The 20,587-nt window shown below is 60.8% G+C and carries 19 protein-coding genes; 14 read left to right on the top strand and 5 right to left on the bottom strand.

Translation table 11 applies throughout. From position 1 onward, the window contains the following. Positions 1-241: 241 nt before the first annotated feature. Genes AC3I65_RS01250 through AC3I65_RS01235 form a run of 4 tightly spaced genes read left to right on the top strand, consistent with a single transcriptional unit; the run spans position 242 to position 4,722 of the window. On the top strand, positions 242-1,597 hold the full coding sequence (locus AC3I65_RS01250) for a M16 family metallopeptidase (protein WP_047226023.1): 1,356 nt from the start codon (positions 242-244) through the stop codon (positions 1,595-1,597). Continuing rightward, the gene (locus tag AC3I65_RS01245) at positions 1,590-3,080 is read left to right on the top strand and encodes a M16 family metallopeptidase (protein ID WP_107321395.1); all 1,491 of its coding nucleotides are present in this window, start codon (positions 1,590-1,592) and stop codon (positions 3,078-3,080) included. The genes AC3I65_RS01250 and AC3I65_RS01245 overlap by 8 nt, the downstream gene beginning before the upstream one ends. Continuing rightward, a complete protein-coding gene (gene rsmD, locus AC3I65_RS01240; RefSeq protein WP_047226025.1) occupies positions 3,080-3,691 on the top strand; it encodes a 16S rRNA (guanine(966)-N(2))-methyltransferase RsmD in 612 nt (203 codons plus the stop codon). Before AC3I65_RS01245 ends, rsmD begins: the two co-directional genes overlap by 1 nt. A gap of 29 nt (positions 3,692-3,720) precedes the next feature. Further along, positions 3,721-4,722 (top strand): hydrolase, encoded by a 1,002-nt coding sequence (locus AC3I65_RS01235; RefSeq protein ID WP_488523408.1) that lies wholly within the window; start codon positions 3,721-3,723, stop codon positions 4,720-4,722. A gap of 39 nt (positions 4,723-4,761) precedes the next feature. Here AC3I65_RS01235 and AC3I65_RS01230 read toward each other — a convergent pair whose 3' ends face one another. Beyond that, complete coding sequence (locus AC3I65_RS01230) at positions 4,762-5,616, bottom strand: sulfurtransferase (protein ID WP_488523407.1); 855 nt, start codon at positions 5,614-5,616, stop codon at positions 4,762-4,764. Positions 5,617-5,649: 33 nt separating this feature from the next. After that, complete coding sequence (locus tag AC3I65_RS01225; protein WP_047226027.1) at positions 5,650-6,321, bottom strand: TetR/AcrR family transcriptional regulator; 672 nt, start codon at positions 6,319-6,321, stop codon at positions 5,650-5,652. Between the two features lie 148 nt (positions 6,322-6,469). Here AC3I65_RS01225 and AC3I65_RS01220 point away from each other — a divergent pair, with 148 nt between their 5' ends. The 5 genes from AC3I65_RS01220 (at position 6,470) to AC3I65_RS01200 (ending at position 11,137) form a co-directional block, all read left to right on the top strand. Next, positions 6,470-7,900: a coniferyl aldehyde dehydrogenase gene (locus AC3I65_RS01220; RefSeq protein ID WP_488523406.1), complete on the top strand. Its 1,431-nt coding sequence runs from the start codon at positions 6,470-6,472 to the stop codon at positions 7,898-7,900. A 27-nt stretch (positions 7,901-7,927) separates the two neighbouring features. After that, a complete protein-coding gene (locus tag AC3I65_RS01215) occupies positions 7,928-8,473 on the top strand; it encodes a hypothetical protein (protein ID WP_047226029.1) in 546 nt (181 codons plus the stop codon). 85 nt (positions 8,474-8,558) lie between these two features. Further along, complete coding sequence (locus AC3I65_RS01210; protein ID WP_322834311.1) at positions 8,559-10,154, top strand: GMC family oxidoreductase; 1,596 nt, start codon at positions 8,559-8,561, stop codon at positions 10,152-10,154. 115 nt (positions 10,155-10,269) lie between these two features. Then, positions 10,270-10,749, top strand: coding sequence for a pantetheine-phosphate adenylyltransferase (gene coaD, locus AC3I65_RS01205; protein ID WP_007897855.1), 480 nt, complete (start codon positions 10,270-10,272; stop codon positions 10,747-10,749). 136 nt (positions 10,750-10,885) lie between these two features. Beyond that, positions 10,886-11,137, top strand: a complete 252-nt coding sequence (locus AC3I65_RS01200) for a YfhL family 4Fe-4S dicluster ferredoxin (RefSeq protein ID WP_047226031.1) — start codon at positions 10,886-10,888, stop codon at positions 11,135-11,137. A gap of 148 nt (positions 11,138-11,285) precedes the next feature. Here AC3I65_RS01200 and AC3I65_RS01195 read toward each other — a convergent pair whose 3' ends face one another. From AC3I65_RS01195 to AC3I65_RS01185, 3 genes are all read right to left on the bottom strand, one after another. Further along, positions 11,286-11,603 carry a hypothetical protein gene (locus tag AC3I65_RS01195; protein WP_047226032.1) on the bottom strand — a complete coding sequence of 106 codons (318 nt, stop codon included), beginning with the start codon at positions 11,601-11,603 and terminating at the stop codon, positions 11,286-11,288. Between the two features lie 62 nt (positions 11,604-11,665). Beyond that, positions 11,666-12,478: a bifunctional DNA-formamidopyrimidine glycosylase/DNA-(apurinic or apyrimidinic site) lyase gene (gene mutM, locus AC3I65_RS01190; RefSeq protein ID WP_047226033.1), complete on the bottom strand. Its 813-nt coding sequence runs from the start codon at positions 12,476-12,478 to the stop codon at positions 11,666-11,668. A 45-nt stretch (positions 12,479-12,523) separates the two neighbouring features. Further along, on the bottom strand, positions 12,524-13,339 hold the full coding sequence (locus AC3I65_RS01185) for an HDOD domain-containing protein (protein ID WP_171061309.1): 816 nt from the start codon (positions 13,337-13,339) through the stop codon (positions 12,524-12,526). Positions 13,340-13,538: 199 nt separating this feature from the next. On the opposite strand from AC3I65_RS01185, the gene AC3I65_RS01180 reads away from it, so the two are divergent. The 5 genes from AC3I65_RS01180 (at position 13,539) to ilvD (ending at position 20,467) form a co-directional block, all read left to right on the top strand. Beyond that, the gene (locus tag AC3I65_RS01180; RefSeq protein WP_047226035.1) at positions 13,539-14,735 is read left to right on the top strand and encodes a class I SAM-dependent rRNA methyltransferase; all 1,197 of its coding nucleotides are present in this window, start codon (positions 13,539-13,541) and stop codon (positions 14,733-14,735) included. 404 nt (positions 14,736-15,139) lie between these two features. Next, entirely contained in the window at positions 15,140-16,222 is a 1,083-nt protein-coding gene (locus AC3I65_RS01175) for a SagB family peptide dehydrogenase (RefSeq protein WP_488524295.1), read from the top strand. Continuing rightward, entirely contained in the window at positions 16,219-17,163 is a 945-nt protein-coding gene (locus AC3I65_RS01170) for a diiron oxygenase (protein WP_288911928.1), read from the top strand. The genes AC3I65_RS01175 and AC3I65_RS01170 overlap by 4 nt, the downstream gene beginning before the upstream one ends. Then, positions 17,156-18,358 (top strand): MFS transporter, encoded by a 1,203-nt coding sequence (locus AC3I65_RS01165; RefSeq protein WP_419417190.1) that lies wholly within the window; start codon positions 17,156-17,158, stop codon positions 18,356-18,358. Before AC3I65_RS01170 ends, AC3I65_RS01165 begins: the two co-directional genes overlap by 8 nt. A gap of 267 nt (positions 18,359-18,625) precedes the next feature. Then, complete coding sequence (ilvD, locus tag AC3I65_RS01160) at positions 18,626-20,467, top strand: dihydroxy-acid dehydratase (protein ID WP_419417189.1); 1,842 nt, start codon at positions 18,626-18,628, stop codon at positions 20,465-20,467. Positions 20,468-20,587: the final 120 nt, after the last annotated feature.

Below are 20,587 nucleotides of genomic sequence, written 5' to 3'. Positions count from 1 at the left end.
ATTTTGTCGAGTTGTCCCCAGGACACCTCAAGGTCGATTTTTTCGAAGGACTGGCAGGGCATCATCGGCGAAAACGCTGGGATCAACGAACAAACCCAGGGCTTCTTCCGAGAACCCAAACAACCCCGGACCGAGAAAAGGCCCGATAGGCGTGGCCGCCAGTAAAACGGATCAGTATCCTAGCACCCTCTCGCCCGCCGACGCTAAGACCTAGCGGGCAGCCCAACAGGTTTAAACACGAATGAATGCTCTTGCCCGCCGTGCTGCAGGCCTGCTGCTCAGCACAGTTTGTCTGCCTTTTTCAGCCTTGGCTGCCGATCCACAACCCACCCATGAATTTACCCTCGACAACGGCCTGAAGGTCGTGGTGCGCGAAGATCATCGCGCACCAGTGGTGGTGTCCCAGGTCTGGTACAAGGTTGGCTCCAGTTATGAAACCCCGGGCCAGACCGGTTTGTCCCACGCGCTGGAACACATGATGTTCAAGGGCAGCTCGAAAGTCGGCCCCGGCGAAGCTTCGCTGATCCTGCGCGACCTTGGCGCCGAAGAAAACGCTTTCACCAGCGATGACTTCACCGCTTACTACCAGGTGCTGGCCCGCGATCGCCTGGGCGTTGCCTTCGAACTGGAAGCCGACCGCATGGCCAGCCTGCGCCTGCCGCCGGAGGAGTTCAGCCGCGAGATCGAGGTGATCAAGGAAGAGCGCCGCATGCGCACCGACGACAAGCCGATGTCCAAGGCCTATGAGCGCTTCAAGGCCATGGCTTACCCGGCCAGCGGCTACCACACGCCGACCATCGGCTGGATGGCCGACCTGGAGCGGATGAAAGTCGAGGAACTGCGCCACTGGTACGAATCCTGGTACGCGCCGAACAACGCGACCCTGGTGGTGGTCGGCGACGTCACGCCCGACGAGGTCAAGACGCTGGCCCAGCGTTACTTTGGTCCGGTTGCCCGGCGCGACGTACCGCCAGCGAAGATCCCCTTGGAACTGGCCGAACCTGGCGAGCGGCAGATTACCCTGCATGTGCAGACCCAACTGCCAAGCCTGATGCTGGCCTTCAACGTACCGAGCATCGCCACCGCGACCGACAAACGCTCGGTCAATGCCCTGCGGCTGATCTCGGCCTTGCTGGATGGCGGCTACAGCGGGCGGATCCCGACCCAGCTGGAACGCGGCGAAGAGCTGGTGTCCGGCGGTTCGTCGAGCTACGACGCTTATACCCGTGGCGACACGCTGTTCACCTTGTCGGCCACGCCCAACACCCAGAAAAACAAGACAATGGCCCAGGCCGAGGCCGGTCTGTGGCGCTTGCTCGAACAGTTGAAAACCACTGCCCCGACCGCCGAGGAACTGGAGCGCGTCCGCGCCCAGGTCATCGCTGGCCTGGTGTACGAGCGCGATTCGATCACCAGCCAGGCCACCGCCATCGGCCAGCTGGAGACGGTCGGTTTGTCCTGGAAACTGATGGACACCGAACTCGCCGAACTGCAAAGCGTGACCCCGCAAGATATCCAGAAGGCAGCCCAGCTGTATTTCACCCGCTCGCGCCTGAGCGTCGCGCACGTCCTGCCCGAGGAGAAAGCTCATGAGTGAGCGCAAATCATCGCGTCTGGTGCTGATCGGTGTGGTGTTGATCGCCCTGATCGGCGCCTTGGCCTTTTACCTGTCGCCATCCAATGACACCAACGCCAGCCAGGCGCTGGACAAAGCCAAGGCCAGCAACAAGCTGCAATCTTTGGCCGAACTGGACGGCAAGGCACCCAGCCGTCGCCAGCTCGACGTACAAACCTGGACAACCGCTGACGGCGCCAAAGTGTTGTTCGTCGAAGCCCGGGAATTGCCCATGTTCGACCTGCGCCTGACATTCGCCGCCGGCAGCAGCCAGGACGGCGATACACCCGGCCTGGCGCTGTTGACCAACGCCATGCTCAATGAGGGCGTAGCGGGCAAGGATGTCAGCGCCATTGCCCAAGGGTTCGAAAGCCTCGGCGCCGACTTCGGCAACGGTGCCTTGCGGGACATGGCCCTGGCGTCACTGCGCAGTCTCAGTGCGGTGGACAAGCGCGAGCCGGCGCTGAAGCTGTTCGCCGACGTCGTTGGCAAACCGACCTTCCCCGCCGACTCCTTTGCGCGCATCAAGAATCAGCTGCTGGCAGGTTTCGAGTACCAGAAGCAGAACCCCGGCAAACTGGCGGGGCTGGAACTGATGAAGCGTCTGTACGGTGATCATCCGTATGCCCATTCCAGTGACGGCACCGCGCAAAGCATTCCTGCGATCACGCTGGCCCAGGTCCAGGCTTTCCACGCCAGGGCCTATGCCGCCGGCAACGCGGTGATTGCGCTGGTGGGGGACCTGTCCCGCGCCGAAGCCGAAGCGATTGCCAATCAGGTGTCCGCCGCACTGCCGAAGGGCCCGGCGCTGGCAAAGACCGTGCAACCGGTTGAACCGAAGGCGAGCATAGGTCACATCGAGTTCCCGTCCAAGCAGACCAACCTGATGCTCGCGCAACTGGGCATCGATCGGGACGACCCGGACTATGCGGCCGTGTCCCTGGGCAACCAGATCCTCGGCGGTGGTGGTTTCGGCACGCGACTGATGACCGAAGTCCGGGAAAAGCGTGGCTTGACCTACGGCGTGTATTCCGGCTTCTCGCCGATGCAGGCCCGTGGCCCGTTCATGATCAACCTGCAGACCCGCGCCGAAATGAGCGAAGGCACGCTGAAACTGGTGCAGGAAGTTTTCGCCGATTACCTGAAGAACGGCCCGACCCAAAAAGAGCTCGATGACGCCAAGCGCGAGCTGGCCGGCAGTTTCCCGCTGTCCACCGCCAGCAACGAAGACATCGTCGGCCAGCTCGGGGCCATGGGTTTCTATGACTTGCCGCTCAGCTACCTGGAAGACTTCATGCGTCAGTCCCAGGAACTGACCGTCGAACAGGTCAAGGCCGCGCTGAACAAACACCTGAGCACGGATAAAATGGTCATCGTCACCGCCGGTCCGACCGTGCCGCAAAAGCCGCTGCCGGCACCCACTGAAAAACCTGCCGAGCAACCGCTCGGGGTTCCGGAGCACTAATGGCCCGCCCATCCAATTCCAGCAAGAAACCCGTGCATAACGGTGTGAATCAGTTGCGCATCATCGGCGGCCAATGGCGCAGCCGGCGCTTGAGCTTCCCCGACGCGCCGGGCCTGCGCCCAACCCCGGACCGGGTACGCGAAACCCTGTTCAATTGGCTCGCGCCCTACGTGGCCGGCGCTCGGGTACTCGACCCGTTTGCCGGCAGCGGTGCATTGTTTCTTGAGGCGTTGTCTCGTGGCGCCGCCATGGGGCAGGCGCTGGACGCCAGCAGCCTGGCGGTCTCCAGCCTAAAAGAGCACCTGGGCACACTGCGCTGCACCGTCGGTCAGGTGCAGACCGCCGACGCGCTGCGCTATCTGGACAGCCAGCCAGCGACGCCTTTCGACTTGGTGTTCCTCGACCCGCCTTTCAATCAGAACCTGCTGCCGGCCGTTTGCACCCTGCTCGAAGAACGTCATTGGCTGGCCGACGATGCCTGGGTCTACACTGAAAGCGAAGCCGCCCCGTCCACATTGGGGTTGCCGGGCAACTGGCGCCTGCATCGTGAACAGAAATCCGGACGGGTGTATTACGCGTTGTGGCAACGTGTGGCCGAGGCCGTTGGCTGAACGGCTGGCCAGTGCATCGAGAAATGATCGTGTCTGCTGCATCTGAACACTTCGTCCCGGCCCTGGGCCTTGGCAACCCGCACTTGCAAACCTTGTGGGGACCGCTGTGGCGCAAGACCATCCACATCACTCGGGAACGTGAGCGCCTGTGGCTGGAAGACGGCGACTTTCTCGATCTCGACTGGCATGGCCCACATCGAGTCGACGCGCCACTGGTGCTGGTGCTTCACGGGCTGACCGGTTCTTCCAACTCGCCCTACGTGGCCGGCCTGCAACAGGCTCTTGGCAATCAGGGCTGGGCCAGCGTGGCGTTGAACTGGCGCGGTTGCTCGGGAGAACCGAACCTGTTGCCCCGCAGCTATCACTCGGGGGCCAGCGAAGACCTGGCCGCCGCCATCGCCCATCTGCGGTCCCGCCGCCCCTTGGCACCGCTGTTTGCGGTGGGCTATTCACTGGGCGGCAACGTGCTGCTCAAGCACCTGGGGGAAACAGGCGGCGACAGTCAGTTGCAAGGAGCGGTCGCGGTGTCGGTACCGTTTCGCCTCGACCAGTGTGCCGATCGCATCGGACAGGGATTTTCCAGGTTTTATCAGGCCCATTTCATGCGCGAGATGGTGGCCTACGTGCGCAACAAGCAACGCCAGTTCAAGCACGACGGACGCCACGAGGGTCTGGCGACCCTCACAGCGCTGGGCTCCCTGGAAAACATGCGCACCTTCTGGGACTTCGATGGACGCGTGACGGCGCCGCTGCACGGCTTCTCTGACGCGGCGGACTATTACCGCCGCGCCTCCAGTCGCTACTTTCTGGGCGAGATCAGCACGCCGACCCTGGTCATCCAGGCCTGCGACGATCCTTTCGTATTCCCCCACAGCTTGCCCGAATCTGGCGAGCTGTCTGCCTCTACCCAACTTGAACTGCATGCACAAGGCGGGCATGTGGGCTTTGTCGACGGGAGCTTGCGCCGCCCGGGGTATTACCTGGAGCGGCGAATCCCCAGTTGGCTGGCGGACCTGTCCTGTAGGAGCTGAGGAGCGTAACGAGGCTGCGATCTCCTGCGGGGCCTGCGTTCAGTCACCGACCGCCACTTGCCTTTGGGGATCGGTGATCCACTCACTCCATGAACCGGCGTACAACCTCCCCAACGGATACCCCGCCAGGCACAAGGCAAACAGGTTATGGCATGCCGTCACGCCGGAGCCGCAATAGGCCACCAGTTCCGTCGGCGAGCGTCCTCCCAATTTCTCGGCAAAACGCTGCTTGAGCTGGTCGACTGGCAGGAAGCGCCCATCAGCACCCAGGTTCTCGGTGAACGGTGCGCACTGCGCGCCCGGAATATGTCCGGCCACCGGATCGATCGGCTCGACCTCACCCTTGAAACGCGGCAACGCCCGGGCATCGAGCAAGGTCATGTCCGGCTCACCGAGACGCTGCTCAAGCGCCTCGGCACTGAGCAACAGGGTCGCGTCCGGCGAACCACTGAAGGTCCCGGGACCGTTGACCGGTGGATCGAGACTTAAGGGCAAACCGGCGGCATGCCAAGCCTTGAGCCCGCCATCGAGGATATAAACGCCATCGCGCTTACCCAGCCAGGCCAGCAACCACCAGGCCCGGGCGGCATAGGCGCCAGGGCCGTCATCGTACAAAACGATGTCACTGTCGTTGCCGATCCCCCAGGCCCGCAAACGCTTCATCAGGGCCTCAGGCTCCGGCAGCGGATGGCGGCCCGTCACGCCTTTGGTGACCGGCCCACTCAGGTCCCGTTCGAGGTCAGCGAAGGACGCCCCGGCAATATGGCCTTCGGCGTAACTGCGCTGGCCGTAGTCCGAGTCCTCCAGGGCAAAACGACAATCGAGGATCACCAGCCCGGGCTGCGACCGCCTGTGTTCCAGGGCTTGAGGACTGATGAGTTGCGCAATGGGCATAACGGGCTCCTGTGGCTCGATCGAATTTGAATCTTACGCCCCTTCTTCCAGGGTCTGGGCCAGGGGGACATAGAACTCCTTGAACAGCGCATCCACCGCTTCGCGGGCCTGCTCAGTCACGAAACCGGCCTCCAGCACCAGCACTTGATAGACCCCACGCTTGATGGCCTGCTCGCTCAAATGGTTGGAGTTTTCCCGTGTGGTGCAGAGGAAACGAACCCAGGACGTGAGGATGATCCAGGCATTGAGGGTGAGAGACTCGATTTGCACCCGGTCCATTTTCAGGATACCGGCGGCCACAAAGCCCTCGTAGATAGCGGTGCCGTGAATCAGACTACGCTGGGAAAACCGACGATAGCGCGCGGCAAGGTCCGGGTCGCTGTCGAGCAGATGCTCCAGGTCTCGGTGCAGGAAGCGGTAGCGCCACATCGCCGAGAGCAACTCCTGCAGATAGAAACGCTTGTCCTCGACAGTAGCCGCACGGCCTTGGGGCGGACGCAGGAAACTGTCCACCAGGTTTTCGTATTCACTGAACAATACGGCGATGATCGCCTGCTTGTTGGGGAAGTGGTAGTAGAGATTGCCCGGGGACATGTCCATGTGGGCGGCGATATGGTTGGTGCTGACGCTGCGCTCACCCTGCTGATTGAACAGCTCAAGGCTGTTCTGCACGATGCGCTCGCTGGTTTTTATTCGTATGGCCATGGCTTGAGCTTTAATTCGACGAAAGCATTGAACGGCATCTTACGACCTATCGGTCACGGGACAAACCCAAAGGCGTCACGGATGTCGGTTGACTTTTTAGAGCACAAGCTCTAGAAAACACTCACTCTAATACTATCGGTGCCCGCCCATGCCTGCCGACGTTGCTTACCTGCGCGAATCTCAACAGCACCTGGGCGAACTGCAAGCGCTTTTCGACACCCAGCGCCAGGCCTTTGCCGCCCACCCCATGCCACCTGCCGAGCAGCGGCGGCAATGGCTCAAGGCGTTGCGCGAGTTACTGAGCAACGAGCGACAAGCACTGATCGACGCTATCAGCCAGGACTTCAGCCACCGCAGCGCGGACGAAACGCTGCTGGCCGAGCTCATGCCGAGCCTGCACGGCATCCATTACGCCAGCCGACACCTCAAGGGCTGGATGAAACCTTCCCGGCGCAAGGTAGGCGTGGCCTTCCAGCCGGCGTCAGCCAAAGTGGTGTACCAACCGCTGGGCGTGGTCGGGGTCATCGTGCCTTGGAACTACCCGCTGTTCCTGGCTATCGGGCCGCTGGTGGGGGCATTGTCGGCGGGCAACAGGGTGATGCTCAAGCTGAGCGAATCGACCCCTGCCACCGGGTTGCTGCTCAAACAACTGCTGGCGCGCATTTTCCCTCAGGATCTGGTGTGCGTGGTGCTCGGCGAGGCTGAGGTCGGCATGGCGTTTTCCAGGTTGCCCTTCGACCACTTGCTGTTCACCGGCGCCACCAGCATTGGCAAGCACGTGATGCGCGCCGCCGCCGAGAACCTGACCCCGGTCACGCTCGAACTGGGAGGCAAATCGCCCGCCATCGTATCCGCGGACGTGCCCCTCAAGGACGCCGCCGAGCGCATTGCATTTGGCAAAACCCTGAATGCCGGACAAACCTGTGTCGCACCGGACTACGTACTGGTGCCGCAGAACCGTGTCGGCGAATTCGTTGAAGCGTATCGCGAAGCGGTTCGCGGGTTTTATCCGACCCTGACTGACAATCCGGACTACACCGCGATCATCAACGAACGACAATTGGCGCGACTCAACGGCTACATAAGCGATGCCACCAGCAAGGGCGCATTGCTGATCGAGTTGTTCGATCGAGGTCAGGGGCGACGCATGGCCCACAGCCTGTTGCTCAACGTCAGCGATGACATGACCGTCATGCAGGACGAAATCTTCGGCCCGCTGCTGCCCATCGTGCCTTATCAGGACCTGGACCAGGCATTTGCCTACATCAATCAGCGGCCTCGCCCGCTGGCGCTCTACTACTTTGGCTACAACAAGGCCGAGCATCATCGCGTGCTCAACGAGACCCATTCCGGTGGCGTTTGCCTGAACGATACGCTGCTGCACGTCGCCCAGGACGACCTGCCCTTCGGCGGCATTGGCGCCTCGGGGATGGGGCACTACCACGGTCACGAAGGCTTCCTGACGTTCAGCAAGGCCAAGGGCGTACTGAGCAAACAGCGGTTCAACGCGGCGAAACTGATTTATCCACCATACGGCAAGCCCCTCCAGAAACTGATCCAGAAGTTGTTTGTCCGTTAGCAGCAGTCTTTCCGGGTAATAACAATAATGAATCCAAGCCTGACCGATACACCTGCCCTCTCACGACGCGGCCTGTTGCAGTTCAGCCTCGGCGCCAGCGCCTTCCTGGTCACCGTCGGGCTGGGTGCCAGCCTGAGCGGTTGCGGCCCCAGCCGCTCGGCCAGCGGTTTTGTAGCCTTGCGTGACAACGACCTGCCGTTTTTGCGCGCCGTCATTCCCGTGATGCTGGACGGCTCCGTGGTCGCTGAAAAGCTTCCTGGCGCCGCTGAAGCGACCTTGCAAAGCCTGGACACCACCCTGGCTCATCTGTCCCCATCCATGCTCAAGCTCACGCACCAGTTATTCGACGTGCTCACGCTGGGCGTTACCCGTGGGCCACTGACCGGAATCTGGGGCTCGTGGGAAAACGCCAGCGTCGATGACATCCAGAAATTTCTCGGTCGGTGGGAAAACAGCTCGCTCGACCTGCTTCGCCAGGGGCACAGCTCGTTGCTGCAAATGGTCATGATGGCGTGGTACAGCCAGGCCGAGGCCTGGGCGCATTGTGGATACCCGGGACCGCCAACGGTTTAACAGTCACATCCAAACCCTTTGGGAGCGAGCAGGCTCGCTCCCAAAGGGGGGCATCACATACTCATAAAAATAAGAGAACACCAACATGCCCGTACCCGATCTCTTCCGCGAAGGTCTTGCCCGCGGCTGGACCACCTACAACGGTGCGCAGTTGACCCAGGACCTGACCCTGGAAGCGGACGTTGCGATCATCGGCAGCGGCGCCGGCGGGGGCACCACGGCAGAAATCCTCAGCGCCGCCGGCTACAAGGTGGTGTTGATCGAGGAGGGTCCCCTCAAGACCAGCCATGACTTCAAGCTGCTCGAGGACCAGGCCTACACCAGCCTTTACCAGGAAGGCCTCGGACGCATGAGCAAGGACGGCGCCATCACCATTCTTCAGGGGCGCGCGGTGGGTGGCACGACATTGATCAACTGGACCTCCTGTTTCCGCACGCCCGATCAGACCCTGGATCACTGGGCCACCGAGCACAACGTCAAGGGCCACAGCCCCGAGGAAATGGCGCCCTGGTTCGAAAAAATGGAACAGCGCCTTGGGGTGGCACCCTGGCAGGTTCCGCCCAATGCCAACAACGACGTGATCCGCAAAGGCTGTGAACAGCTGGGCTATAGCTGGCACGTCATCCCGCGCAATGTGCGCGGTTGCTGGAACCTGGGCTATTGCGGCATGGGCTGCCCGACCAACGCCAAGCAGTCGATGCTGGTCACCACCATTCCGGCCACGCTGGACAAGGGTGGCGCGCTGCTTTACCTGGCACGGGCCGAACGGCTGATGATCAAAAACGCTGCGGTTGTCGGCCTCGAATGCCTGGCCATGGACGAACGTTGTGTGGCACCGACAGGACGGCACGTCACGGTCAAGGCGCGGCACTACGTACTGGCCGGCGGCAGCATCAACAGCCCGGCCTTGCTGTTGCGCTCCGAAGCGCCCGACCCGCACGGACGCCTGGGTAAACGCACCTTCCTGCACTTGGTAAACATGTCGGCCGGTCAATTCGACGAGGTGATCAATCCGTTCTACGGCGCACCACAATCGATTTATTCAGATCATTTCCAGTGGCAGGACGGCGCCACCGGCAAGATGTCCTACAAACTGGAAGTTCCGCCCCTGCACCCGGCCCTCGCCGCCGCGCTACTGGGCGGGTTTGGCAGCGAGAACGCCGAGCATATGGCGCAACTGCCCCACACCCACGCCATGCTGGCGCTGTTGCGCGATGGTTTTCACCCCGACAGCAGCGGCGGCAACGTTCAGTTGCGCAGCGACGGCACACCTGTGCTCGACTATGCGGTGTCTCCTTATGCCTGGGACGGCTTGCGCCGGGCGTTTCACAGCATGGCCGAGATTCAGTTTGCCGGCGGCGCCAGGGCGGTCATGCCAATGCACAGTGACGCCCGTTACGTGAAAAACCTGGCCCAGGCCCGTACGCTGATCGACGGCCTGGACCTGGCCTTGTACCGCACGCGCCTGGGCAGCGCCCATGTGATGGGTGGTTGCGCCATGGGCGAAGATCCGAAAAGCGCCGTCACCGACAGCCTTGGGCGACATCATCAATTGAGTAATCTTTCCATCCATGACGGCTCGCTGTTCCCCACCAGCATTGGCGCCAATCCGCAATTATCGGTGTATGGGCTGACGGCACAATTGGCCACATCCCTGGCCGATCGCTTGAAAAACCCATGAGTTGGCGGATTATTCGCACTGTCTATAGTGCTTACTTACCTTACAGCCGACTTGGCCGACCGAGTAGGCTGCGATACCATCCGACTCCCCAACGGACACCCGCCAGGACGACGCGATGAACCGAGTGTTGTACCCAGGTACCTTCGACCCTATTACCAAGGGCCATGGCGATCTGGTCGAACGCGCCTCGCGCCTGTTCGACCATGTGATCATCGCCGTCGCCGCCAGCCCGAAGAAAAACCCGCTGTTCCCGCTGGAGCAACGTGTGGAGCTGGCCCGCGAGGTCACCAAACATCTGCCCAATGTGGAAGTGGTCGGCTTCTCGACGCTGCTGGCGCACTTTGCCAAGGAAAAGAACGCCAATGTGTTCCTGCGTGGCCTGCGTGCGGTCTCGGACTTCGAATACGAGTTCCAACTGGCCAACATGAACCGCCAGTTGGCGCCGGACGTCGAAAGCCTGTTCCTGACGCCGTCGGAGCGCTACTCCTTCATTTCCTCGACCCTGGTGCGGGAAATTGCGGCGTTGGGCGGCGATATCACCAAGTTCGTCCACCCGGCCGTGGCCGATGCGTTGACCCTGCGCTTCAAGAAATAACCCGCTGGCTGCGATCCGCTTCGCAGCCAACACAGCGCAGTCCATCGCGCCCGCGTGCACTGCGCTCGCCAATGCGGCACAATTGCGCACATACGTTTTTCAGATGCCCGGGCCCAACGCCCCGGCAGGAGCCTGCATGTCCCTGATCATCACCGACGACTGCATCAATTGCGACGTCTGCGAACCCGAGTGCCCGAACGAGGCCATCTCCCAAGGCGAAGAGATCTACGTCATCGACCCGAACCTGTGCACCCAGTGCGTCGGCCATTACGACGAACCTCAGTGCCAACAGGTCTGCCCGGTAGATTGCATTCCGCTGGACGAGGCCCATCCGGAAACGGAAGAACAGTTGATGGCGAAATATCGCAAGATTACTGGCAAGGTTTGAGCCAGGTAGTTCTGTAGGGCCTGTGCCGGCCTCATCGCGAGCAGGCTCGCTCCCACAGGGTTCTGTGGTGGCGACACCATTCATGTCTTAAGCAAAATCCCTTGTGGGAGCGAGCCTGCTCGCGATGAGGCCAGCAGCCACAGCGACATCACTCCTGCTCAAACCCCTCCCCAACACACCCCAGGCACCGCACAAACGTCGCCTTCGCCGGGTCCACCACCAACGCCTTCCCCGCATCGCCGACGCCACCGCCCAACGCCGTAAAGGGTAACGACACCACAAATGCCCCGGCACCGATCACGGTGGCGGCGAGCAGCAGCGGACGGGCGATCAGCAGGTCGCCGATCATGGCGTAGGCCGGCGGATTCTGGATGGTGTAGCGCGGGTCGCCGCTGCCGCTGTTCGCCTGGGCAGGCAAACCGAGACACAACAGCAGCGCGAGAACGACAGGTCGGAGCAGATTCATCGGGCGATCCTTCGGCTAGGCAGTATGACAACTGACTATAAGACTATAGACCGCAGGACGGATCAGCTCTGACAGCGTGGGCACCAGACGCTGGCGCGCTGGCCCAGGCGAATCTCCCGCAGCCCCGTACCGCAGACCTTACATGACTCGCCGCCCCGGCCATACACGAAGAGTTCCTGCTGGAAGTAACCCGGCTGGCCGTCTCCCCCGATGAAATCACGTAGCGTCGTACCGCCGCGCTCGATGGCATGGGCAAGGATGCGTTTGATCTCGATCGCCAGTTTCAGATAGCGCGCCCGGGAAATGCCCCCGGCTTCGCGGCGTGGGTCGATCCCGGCGGCGAACAGCGCTTCGGTCGCATAGATATTGCCCACCCCCACCACCACCGCGTTATCCATGATGAACGGCTTGACCGCCATGGAGCGTCCTCGGGAAAGCTGGAACAGACGCTCGCCATCGAATAGATCGGTCAACGGTTCCGGCCCGAGGCGAATCAGCAATTCGTGGTTGAGCGGGTCGAGGCTCCAGAGCATCGCCCCGAAGCGGCGCGGGTCGGTGTAGCGCAAGGCCAGGCCGGATTCCAGTTCGATGTCCACATGCTCATGCTTGGCGGCAGGCATGCCGACTTCCACCAAGCGCAGGTTACCGGACATGCCCAAGTGGCTGATCAAGGTGCCAACTTCGGCGTTGATCAGCAGGTACTTGGCCCGCCGCTCCACCAGCACTATCCGCTGACCCGACAGTCGCACATCAAGGTCTTCGGGGATCGGCCAGCGCAAGCGCCGGTCGCGTACGACCACACGGCTGACACGCTGCCCTTCCAGGTGGGGCGCAATTCCGCGGCGGGTGGTTTCGACTTCCGGCAGTTCTGGCATGGGGGTTCTCGAATAAGGCGAAGGCCTGGTGCTGGTTTTCGATGCTTAGCGCGTGGCGAGGTCGCGAATTTCCTGCTTCTGGGTCTGGAAATCGTATTCCGACAAACCGATGTAATCGAGCACCAGAGCGCCGACACAGGCCCACTCATGATCGACCGGCTGATTGCCCAGGACCCGGTGCGATGAGCAGATGTTTTCGGACATTTTCAGGATCGCCAGCAGGTTTTTCAGCTGACTGTTGTTGCGTGACGTCTCATCGCTGAAAATCGCCAGGGCGTTGTGATGGTTGGCGATGGCCTGGCTGACATGGTCCGGCAGGCGCCAGGATTTGGAAGTGTAGTACCCGACCACCGCATGGTTGGTGTTGAATTCGCGGTTCTCGGTGTCCACCACCCGGCACTCGGCGCTGGCATTGGCGTAGGCCTGCTCCAGCACACTCATGTAGTTGGGGAACTGCTTGAGCATCAACGGCACGCCGCAATCATGGAACAGCCCCAAGGCGTAGGCTTCATCACCGTTTTCCAGACCGACGCGCTTGGCCAGGGTCAGGCAGGTCATCGCCACGTCCTGGGCCGTATCCCAGAAGCGATTGAGGGTGACGATGGCATCATCGTGCAGCTCGCCCTTGATCGACTGCGCGTTGATCAGGTTGATGATCGAACGGCTGCCCAGCAGGTTCACCGCGCGCTGGATCGAAGTGATCTTGTTGCGCAGGCCGTAGTACGGCGAATTGACGATCTTGAGCAAGGCACCCGAGAGGCCCGGGTCATGGGAGATCAGCTTGGCAATGGTCTCCAGGTCCGGATCAGGCATGTACTGCTCCATCTGCAGATCCACCATGATCTGCGGCTGGGGCGGCACACTGATGCCTTGCAGGGACTGTTGGATCTGTTCGGCGGAAAGCTCTTGGGACATGGGCATACACTCTGGGTCAGGCGGCGATTCTAACCCTTAAAGATGGATCCGATACACCGTCGGGCAAATCGCGCCACATGTCCATCACAAGCCCCGCACAGGCCGCAACACGCTATACTCCCGCTCTTTTTTCCGGAGCGACGTCATGTCCCTGCCCAGCCTGCGCCTCAAAGCCAACGCCGACCGTCGCCTGCGCGCCGGCCATCTGTGGGTCTACAGCAACGAAATCGATGTAGCCGCTACCCCGCTGCACGGCTTCAAGGCCGGCGACCAGGCCATCCTCGAAGCCGCTGGCGGCAAGCCGTTGGGCATCGTCGCGATGAGCCCCAACAACCTGATCTGCGCCCGCCTGCTGTCCCGTGACGTGAAGCTGCCGCTGGACAAATCCCTGCTGGTGCATCGTCTCAACGTGGCGCTGTCGTTGCGTGAGCGCTTGTTCGACAAGCCGTTCTATCGCCTGGTCTACGGCGACTCCGACCTGCTGCCTGGCCTTGTAGTCGACCGTTTCGGCGACATCCTGGTGGTGCAGATCGCCTCGGCCACCATGGAAGCCCACAAGGACGACGTGATCGCCGCCCTGACCCAGGTGCTCAAGCCCAGCGGCATCCTGTTCAAGAACGATTCCGCCGCCCGCGATGCCGAAGGCCTGAACCGCTACGTCGAGACAGTGTTCGGCCTCGTACCGGAGTGGGTCGCCCTGGAAGAGAACGGCGTGAAGTTCGAAGCTCCAGTCATGGCAGGTCAGAAAACCGGCTGGTTCTACGACCACCGCATGAACCGCGCACGCCTGGCGCCGTATGCCAAGGGCAAGCGCGTACTGGATCTGTTCAGCTACATCGGCGGTTGGGGCGTGCAGGCCGCGGCGTTCGGTGCCAGCGAAGTATTCTGCGTCGACGCCTCGGCCTTCGCCCTCGATGGCGTAGAGCGCAACGCGGCGTTGAATGGCTTTGCCGAAAAGCTGACCTGCATTGAAGGCGACGTGTTCGAAGCCCTGAAAGAACTCAAGGCCAGTGAAGAGCGTTTCGACGTCATCGTTGCCGACCCGCCAGCGTTCATCAAGCGCAAGAAAGACCTGAAAAACGGTGAAGGCGCCTATCGCCGCCTCAACGAACAGGCCATGCGCCTGCTCAGCAAGGATGGCATCCTGGTCAGCGCTTCGTGCTCGATGCACCTGCCCGAAGACGACCTGCAAAACATCCTGCTGACCAGCGCCCGGCACCTGGACCGCAACATCCAGCTGCTCGAACGCGGGGGCCAGGGACCGGACCATCCGGTACACCCAGCCATCGCCGAGACCCGCTACATCAAGAGCATCACCTGCCGGTTGCTGCCCAACAGCTGAATCATTTGCTGACCCTTATTAAACGCAGCCCTGGCTGCGTTTTTTTTGCACGTGTGAAAAGTTACCGAGCGCTTAAGCAAAAGCCTACAAAATAACTTTTTGTATGAGTCATCCCACATTATTACTGGAACTTTCCTACTCAATATCCGCTTGCCAAGCACTCATTAAAAACTATGATTGAACTGTCACTTCGCAAGTGATGACCCTCGAAAAAAACAACATTTATTCAAACCTCTTATTCAAAAAAGGAGCTGTATCATGAAAGCAATCAATCTGGAAGCTAACAAGATCGCAAACCTGGCCGGCCTGATTGTTCCAACAGGCCGCTAAGTAAGTAAAGGGTGGAGCTGAGGAGTGCCGGCGCCTCAGCCCATCCATGCTCGCCCCCTCAGCGGAAAACCTTAATGCATATAAATCCGTGCGTTTTCATACTTGCGCGCCCGCCGCACCAGATTGTATGGAACTATGAGCAGCACACTCAGTTCGAGCTCGATCTGCATTATTCAACGCGACTGGCACAACTTATTCACAACCCTTCACACTTCGACACTTGCAACCCCATCGACATTGAATTCCTGAATGCCGGCATATTGACTGCAGAACCCAAGGAAGCCCTCGAATGGCGATGGGACGAGTTATCCAGAATATTTCATATCGGCACAAAAAATATTCCTTGCGAAAGTGTTCCCCAAAATGTCGAGGAATGGGCAACCCTGTACCTGCAGCATTGCCAAGAGGTTCTATCATCACCGCCGCCGGCCTGCCGCATAAAACCGTGCTCGGTTGACCTGATTGCCTTGACGCCCTGCTCCCTGGTCGACATCGAGGACGTTTCGGTGGGGCAGACGCTTGTCAGTCGAAGCACCTCTCGCTCATTCAGCGAACGAGCCATTTCAATCGAGCAGGTCAGCACCCTCCTCTACCTGACCCTGGGTTACCTGAACGAGCGCCCTTTTGCTCACGAGACCGGTCATCCCGAAACGCTGGGCGCGCGACGCAGTAGCCCCTCGGGCGGCGGCCTGAATGCCTGCGAAGGTTACCTGTACGTGCGTCACGTGGCCGGGCTGGAACCGGGAATCTACGCCTACCACCCGGCCGAACATGCCTTGAGCCTGATCCGATCACTTCCGGATGAACCCCTGGGCCAATTGTTAGCCGGACAGCACTTCATCAATCCGTTGCCATTCGGGCTATTCATCACTTCGCGCTTCGACAAGCTCTGGTGGAAGTACGAACACTCGCGCGCCTATCGAATGGCGTTTGTCGAAACGGGCCACGTGTCCCAGACCTTTTTGATGGTGGCGACTGCGCTGGGCCTCAAGACCTGGCTGACCGGGGCATTGAGCGACCGTCAGGTAGAACGGCTGCTTGACCTTGAAGACACTCCCGAACAGCCGTTGTTTTTTGTCGGTTGCGGTCATGGCGATGGGCAGGTCCACTGCCAGGCGCTGATGGCGCTGGTCAATGGCCAGGACTCTGCATCATGACCTTCACTCAGAGGCCGCGCTACACCTTGGGCGACTGGGATAACAAAGCTGCGGTGCGCGTGCGCAAAAACCACTACCGCCTACCCGACGATCTGGAGCATCAACTCGCCAGTCGGGACTGGTTTGCGCCAGCCTTCATACCCTATATCGAACATCCGCTGATCAATAAGGCGGGGCGCGCCATTGCCCAACGCCTGGCGGCCAATCACCTGGTGTACTTCCTCGACTACACCACCTTGCTCGAACACCGGGTGGTCAATCGCGCAGTGGAAACCATCGTCCATGGCGAACTGAGCGTACCCATCCCCAGCCAGATGAAAACCGCCGCCCTGCAGCTCTACACCGACGAGGGTTACCACGCACTGTTTTCCAATGAAGTGGCCGAACAGATCGTCGCCCTGTACGACATCCGCGACCGCTCGCTCCCCAGGCGCATCGACCGCCTGGTGGGCGTGATCGAAGCCACAAGCCCCCCGGATCGCCCTCTGGCGTGGTTTCTGCTGGGGTTCGTTTCCGAAACGATCATCGCCAAGGAGCTGCTGTCCATTACCCGCGAGACCTTGGTCTCCACGGTTTACCAGATGCTCAGGGATCATCTCGAGGACGAGGCACGCCATAGTCGCTATTTCAGCGAGGTGTTCCAGTATCTGTGGTCCTCCCTGGCCCCTGACCAGCGTGCTCTGGCCGCAAAGCTGCTGCTGGACATCATCGGCCTTTACTTCGAGCCCGACATCCCTTGGTTAACGCGCAGCCTCGCCAGCGTCGGCTTTGACGAACAGGACGCGTTGAAGATCGTTGCAAACCTCCTGCAACCGGACGCTCACGCCCAGCGAGTTCGCTCGGGGGCAGTCTCGACCTTCACAGCCATGCAGCAGGCAGGTTTCTTCGAAGACGGCCCCAATCGGCAGAGGTTCTTCCAGGCGGGGTTTATCGATGGCTGACACTCATGATCTCGCCACACGCAAAACGGCCACTGTCGGCTTATTGTTGATGCTGACCTTGCTCGGCGTATTCCCCATCGATGTGGTGCTGCCTTCGTTTCCGGCGCTGTCCGAACACTTTGAGCGTCCATCGCCCGATATCGCCCTGTCTGTCAGCCTGTTCGCAGTGGGGATCGCAGTGTCCCAACTGCTGGTCGGCCCGCTTTCCGACGCCATGGGACGAAAGAACCTGCTGCTGATCGGGATCATCGTCTCGGCCGTTGGCGCGACCGGGTGCGTCGTTGCCAATGACTACTGGTCCTTCCTGCTTTTCCGGGTCATCCAAGCCGTGGGATGCGGTTGTTTCGTGCTCTCTCAGGCACTGATCCAGGACCTGTTTACAGGTCAGGAGCAGCAGCGATTACGGATTTTCCTGGTCACCTGCGGCGGCATTTTCATTTCCGTTTCGCCCTTGGCCGGCACCGGACTGCAAAGCTGGATGGGCTGGCGCGGCAGCTTCCTGGTATTCATTGCCCTGGCTGTCAGTGTGTTCTTGAGCGCCAGTCTTCTACTCAAGCCTTTGCCAGCGGATAGCCAACCCAGGCGCCCGGACTTCATCGCGTCCTACCGGACGGTATGCAGTGACTTCAACTTCATGGCCTACTGGCTGACGTCAGCATTGGCTTTTTCTTGCCATTTCTCGTTCATCGTCATCTCACCGCTGGTTTTCATTGACCAGTTGCAACTGTCGCCGCAGGCATTTTCGCTGACGTTGCTGGGCTACGGGCTGGCCTATATCGGCGGTGGAGCGGTCGCGACCGTGCTGAGCAACCGGATCGACCCACAGACGCAAATCCTCACGGGGCTGTGCCTGATCCTGACGGCGGGAGTGTTGATGCTTGGGCTCTCCAGCCATCTGGGCTTGTCGGTCACCACGCTGCTGCTGCCCATGATCGTGTGCACCGCCGGAACGACCATTGCTCGTGCGGCGGCCCACACCCGGGCGATGAATATCTTCCCCGAGCAAGCCGGTACATCGGCCTCGGCAGGCAGCGTGCTGATCTTCATTGTCGGCGGTTTGACCAGCGCTGCGCTCAGCCTCACGCCGCTGGACCTGCAAACCACCCTGGCTCTATGCCTGATGTTGCTCAGCCTCCTGGGGCTGGCACTCAATGGTCTGCTCCGGCATCGTCACAGGACGCTGTTGACGGGTTGAACATCGCCAGTCGTCATCCCGAGCACGACATTGGCACCCGATCAGCGCTTTGCGTCATTTCATCCTGACGCCAGGGGTGTAGAATCGCGACATTCATCGCCATTCATCCCCGGCGGGTTTATGAGCTCATGCTGAGGCGCGCAGCGATCCTGCAAAGTCATCGGCCACTTCCGGACACACGGCCAAACCCGGGTGTTCCAGACGTCAACAGAAGCTCACTTCCCATTGATACCTGATACGTACCTGATTTGCCGCCCGGAGTGCTCCATGCCTGATTACCGCTCGAAAACATCCACCCATGGCCGCAACATGGCCGGCGCCCGTGCATTGTGGCGCGCCACGGGGATGAAGGATGACGACTTCAAGAAGCCGATCATCGCCATTGCCAACTCCTTCACCCAGTTCGTGCCAGGCCATGTTCACCTCAAGGACCTGGGTCAACTGGTTGCCCGGGAAATCGAACGCGTGGGTGGCGTAGCCAAAGAGTTCAACACCATTGCCGTGGATGACGGTATCGCCATGGGCCACGACGGCATGCTTTATTCGCTGCCCAGTCGCGAGATCATCGCCGACTCCGTCGAATACATGGTCAATGCCCATTGCGCCGACGCCATCGTGTGCATTTCCAACTGCGACAAGATCACCCCCGGCATGCTCATGGCGGCCTTGCGCCTGAACATCCCGGTGATCTTCGTTTCCGGCGGCCCGATGGAAGCCGGCAAGACCAAGCTCGCCAGCCATGGCCTTGACTTGGTCGACGCCATGGTGATCGCCGCCGACTCCAGCGCTTCCGATGAAAAGGTCGCGGAGTATGAGCGCAGCGCCTGTCCGACCTGCGGTTCGTGCTCCGGCATGTTCACCGCCAACTCGATGAACTGCCTGACCGAAGCCCTTGGCCTGGCCCTGCCGGGCAACGGTTCGACCCTCGCCACCCACAGCGATCGCGAACAGCTGTTCCTGCAGGCCGGCCGGACCATCGTCGAGCTGTGCAAGCGTTACTACGGCGAGGATGACGAGTCGGTGCTGCCGCGCAACATCGCCAACTTCAAGGCGTTCGAAAACGCCATGACCCTGGACATCGCCATGGGCGGCTCCACCAACACCATCCTGCATTTGCTGGCCGCCGCCCAGGAAGCCGAGATCGATTTCGACCTGCGCGACATCGACCGTCTGTCCCGTCACGTGCCGCAGCTGTGCAAGGTCGCGCCGAACATCCAGAAGTACCACATGGAAGACGTGCACCGCGCTGGCGGGATCTTCAGCATCCTCGGCTCCCTGGCCCGTGGTGGCCTGTTGCACACCGACCTGCCGACCGTACACAGCAAAACCATGGCCGAGGCCATCGCCAAGTGGGACATCACCCAAACCACCGACGAAGCCGTGCATCATTTCTTCAAGGCCGGCCCGGCAGGTATTCCAACGCAAACGGCGTTCAGCCAATCGACTCGTTGGGAAACCCTGGACGATGACCGTGAAAACGGCTGCATCCGCAGCGTCGAGCACGCGTACTCCAAAGAAGGTGGCCTGGCTGTGCTGTACGGCAACATCGCTCTGGATGGCTGCGTGGTGAAAACCGCCGGCGTCGACGAATCGATCCATGTGTTCGAAGGCAACGCCAAGATTTTCGAAAGCCAGGATAGCGCCGTGCGCGGGATCCTCGCCGACGAAGTGAAGGCCGGCGATATCGTGATCATCCGCTACGAAGGGCCAAAAGGTGGTCCGGGCATGCAGGAAATGCTTTACCCCACGTCCTACCTGAAGTCCAAAGGACTGGGCAAAGACTGCGCACTGCTGACCGATGGCCGTTTCTCCGGCGGCACCTCGGGCCTGTCCATCGGCCACGCTTCACCGGAAGCCGCTGCTGGCGGTGCCATCGGCCTGGTGCGCGACGGCGACAAAGTCCTGATCGACATTCCGAACCGCTCGATCAACCTGCTGATCAGCGATGAAGAACTGGCCGGACGCCGTGTTGAACAGGACAACAAAGGCTGGAAGCCGGTGGAAGTGCGTCCGCGCAAAGTCACCACCGCCCTCAAGGCCTATGCCCTGCTCGCCACCAGCGCCGACAAGGGCGCGGTGCGTAACAAGGCGATGCTCGACGGGTTGTAAGCGTCCATAAACAGCAATAAAAATGCCCCACTCAAGGTGGGGCATTTTTTTGCAGTGAAACAAACCATCGATGATCAACTGTGGAGCGAGCCTGCTCGCGATAACGTTCAGTAACATCTC

Source organism: Pseudomonas sp. N-1-13 (assembly GCF_057787095.1).
Note: the sequence above shows the minus strand (reverse complement) of the source record. Positions and strands in the feature narration are given on the sequence as shown.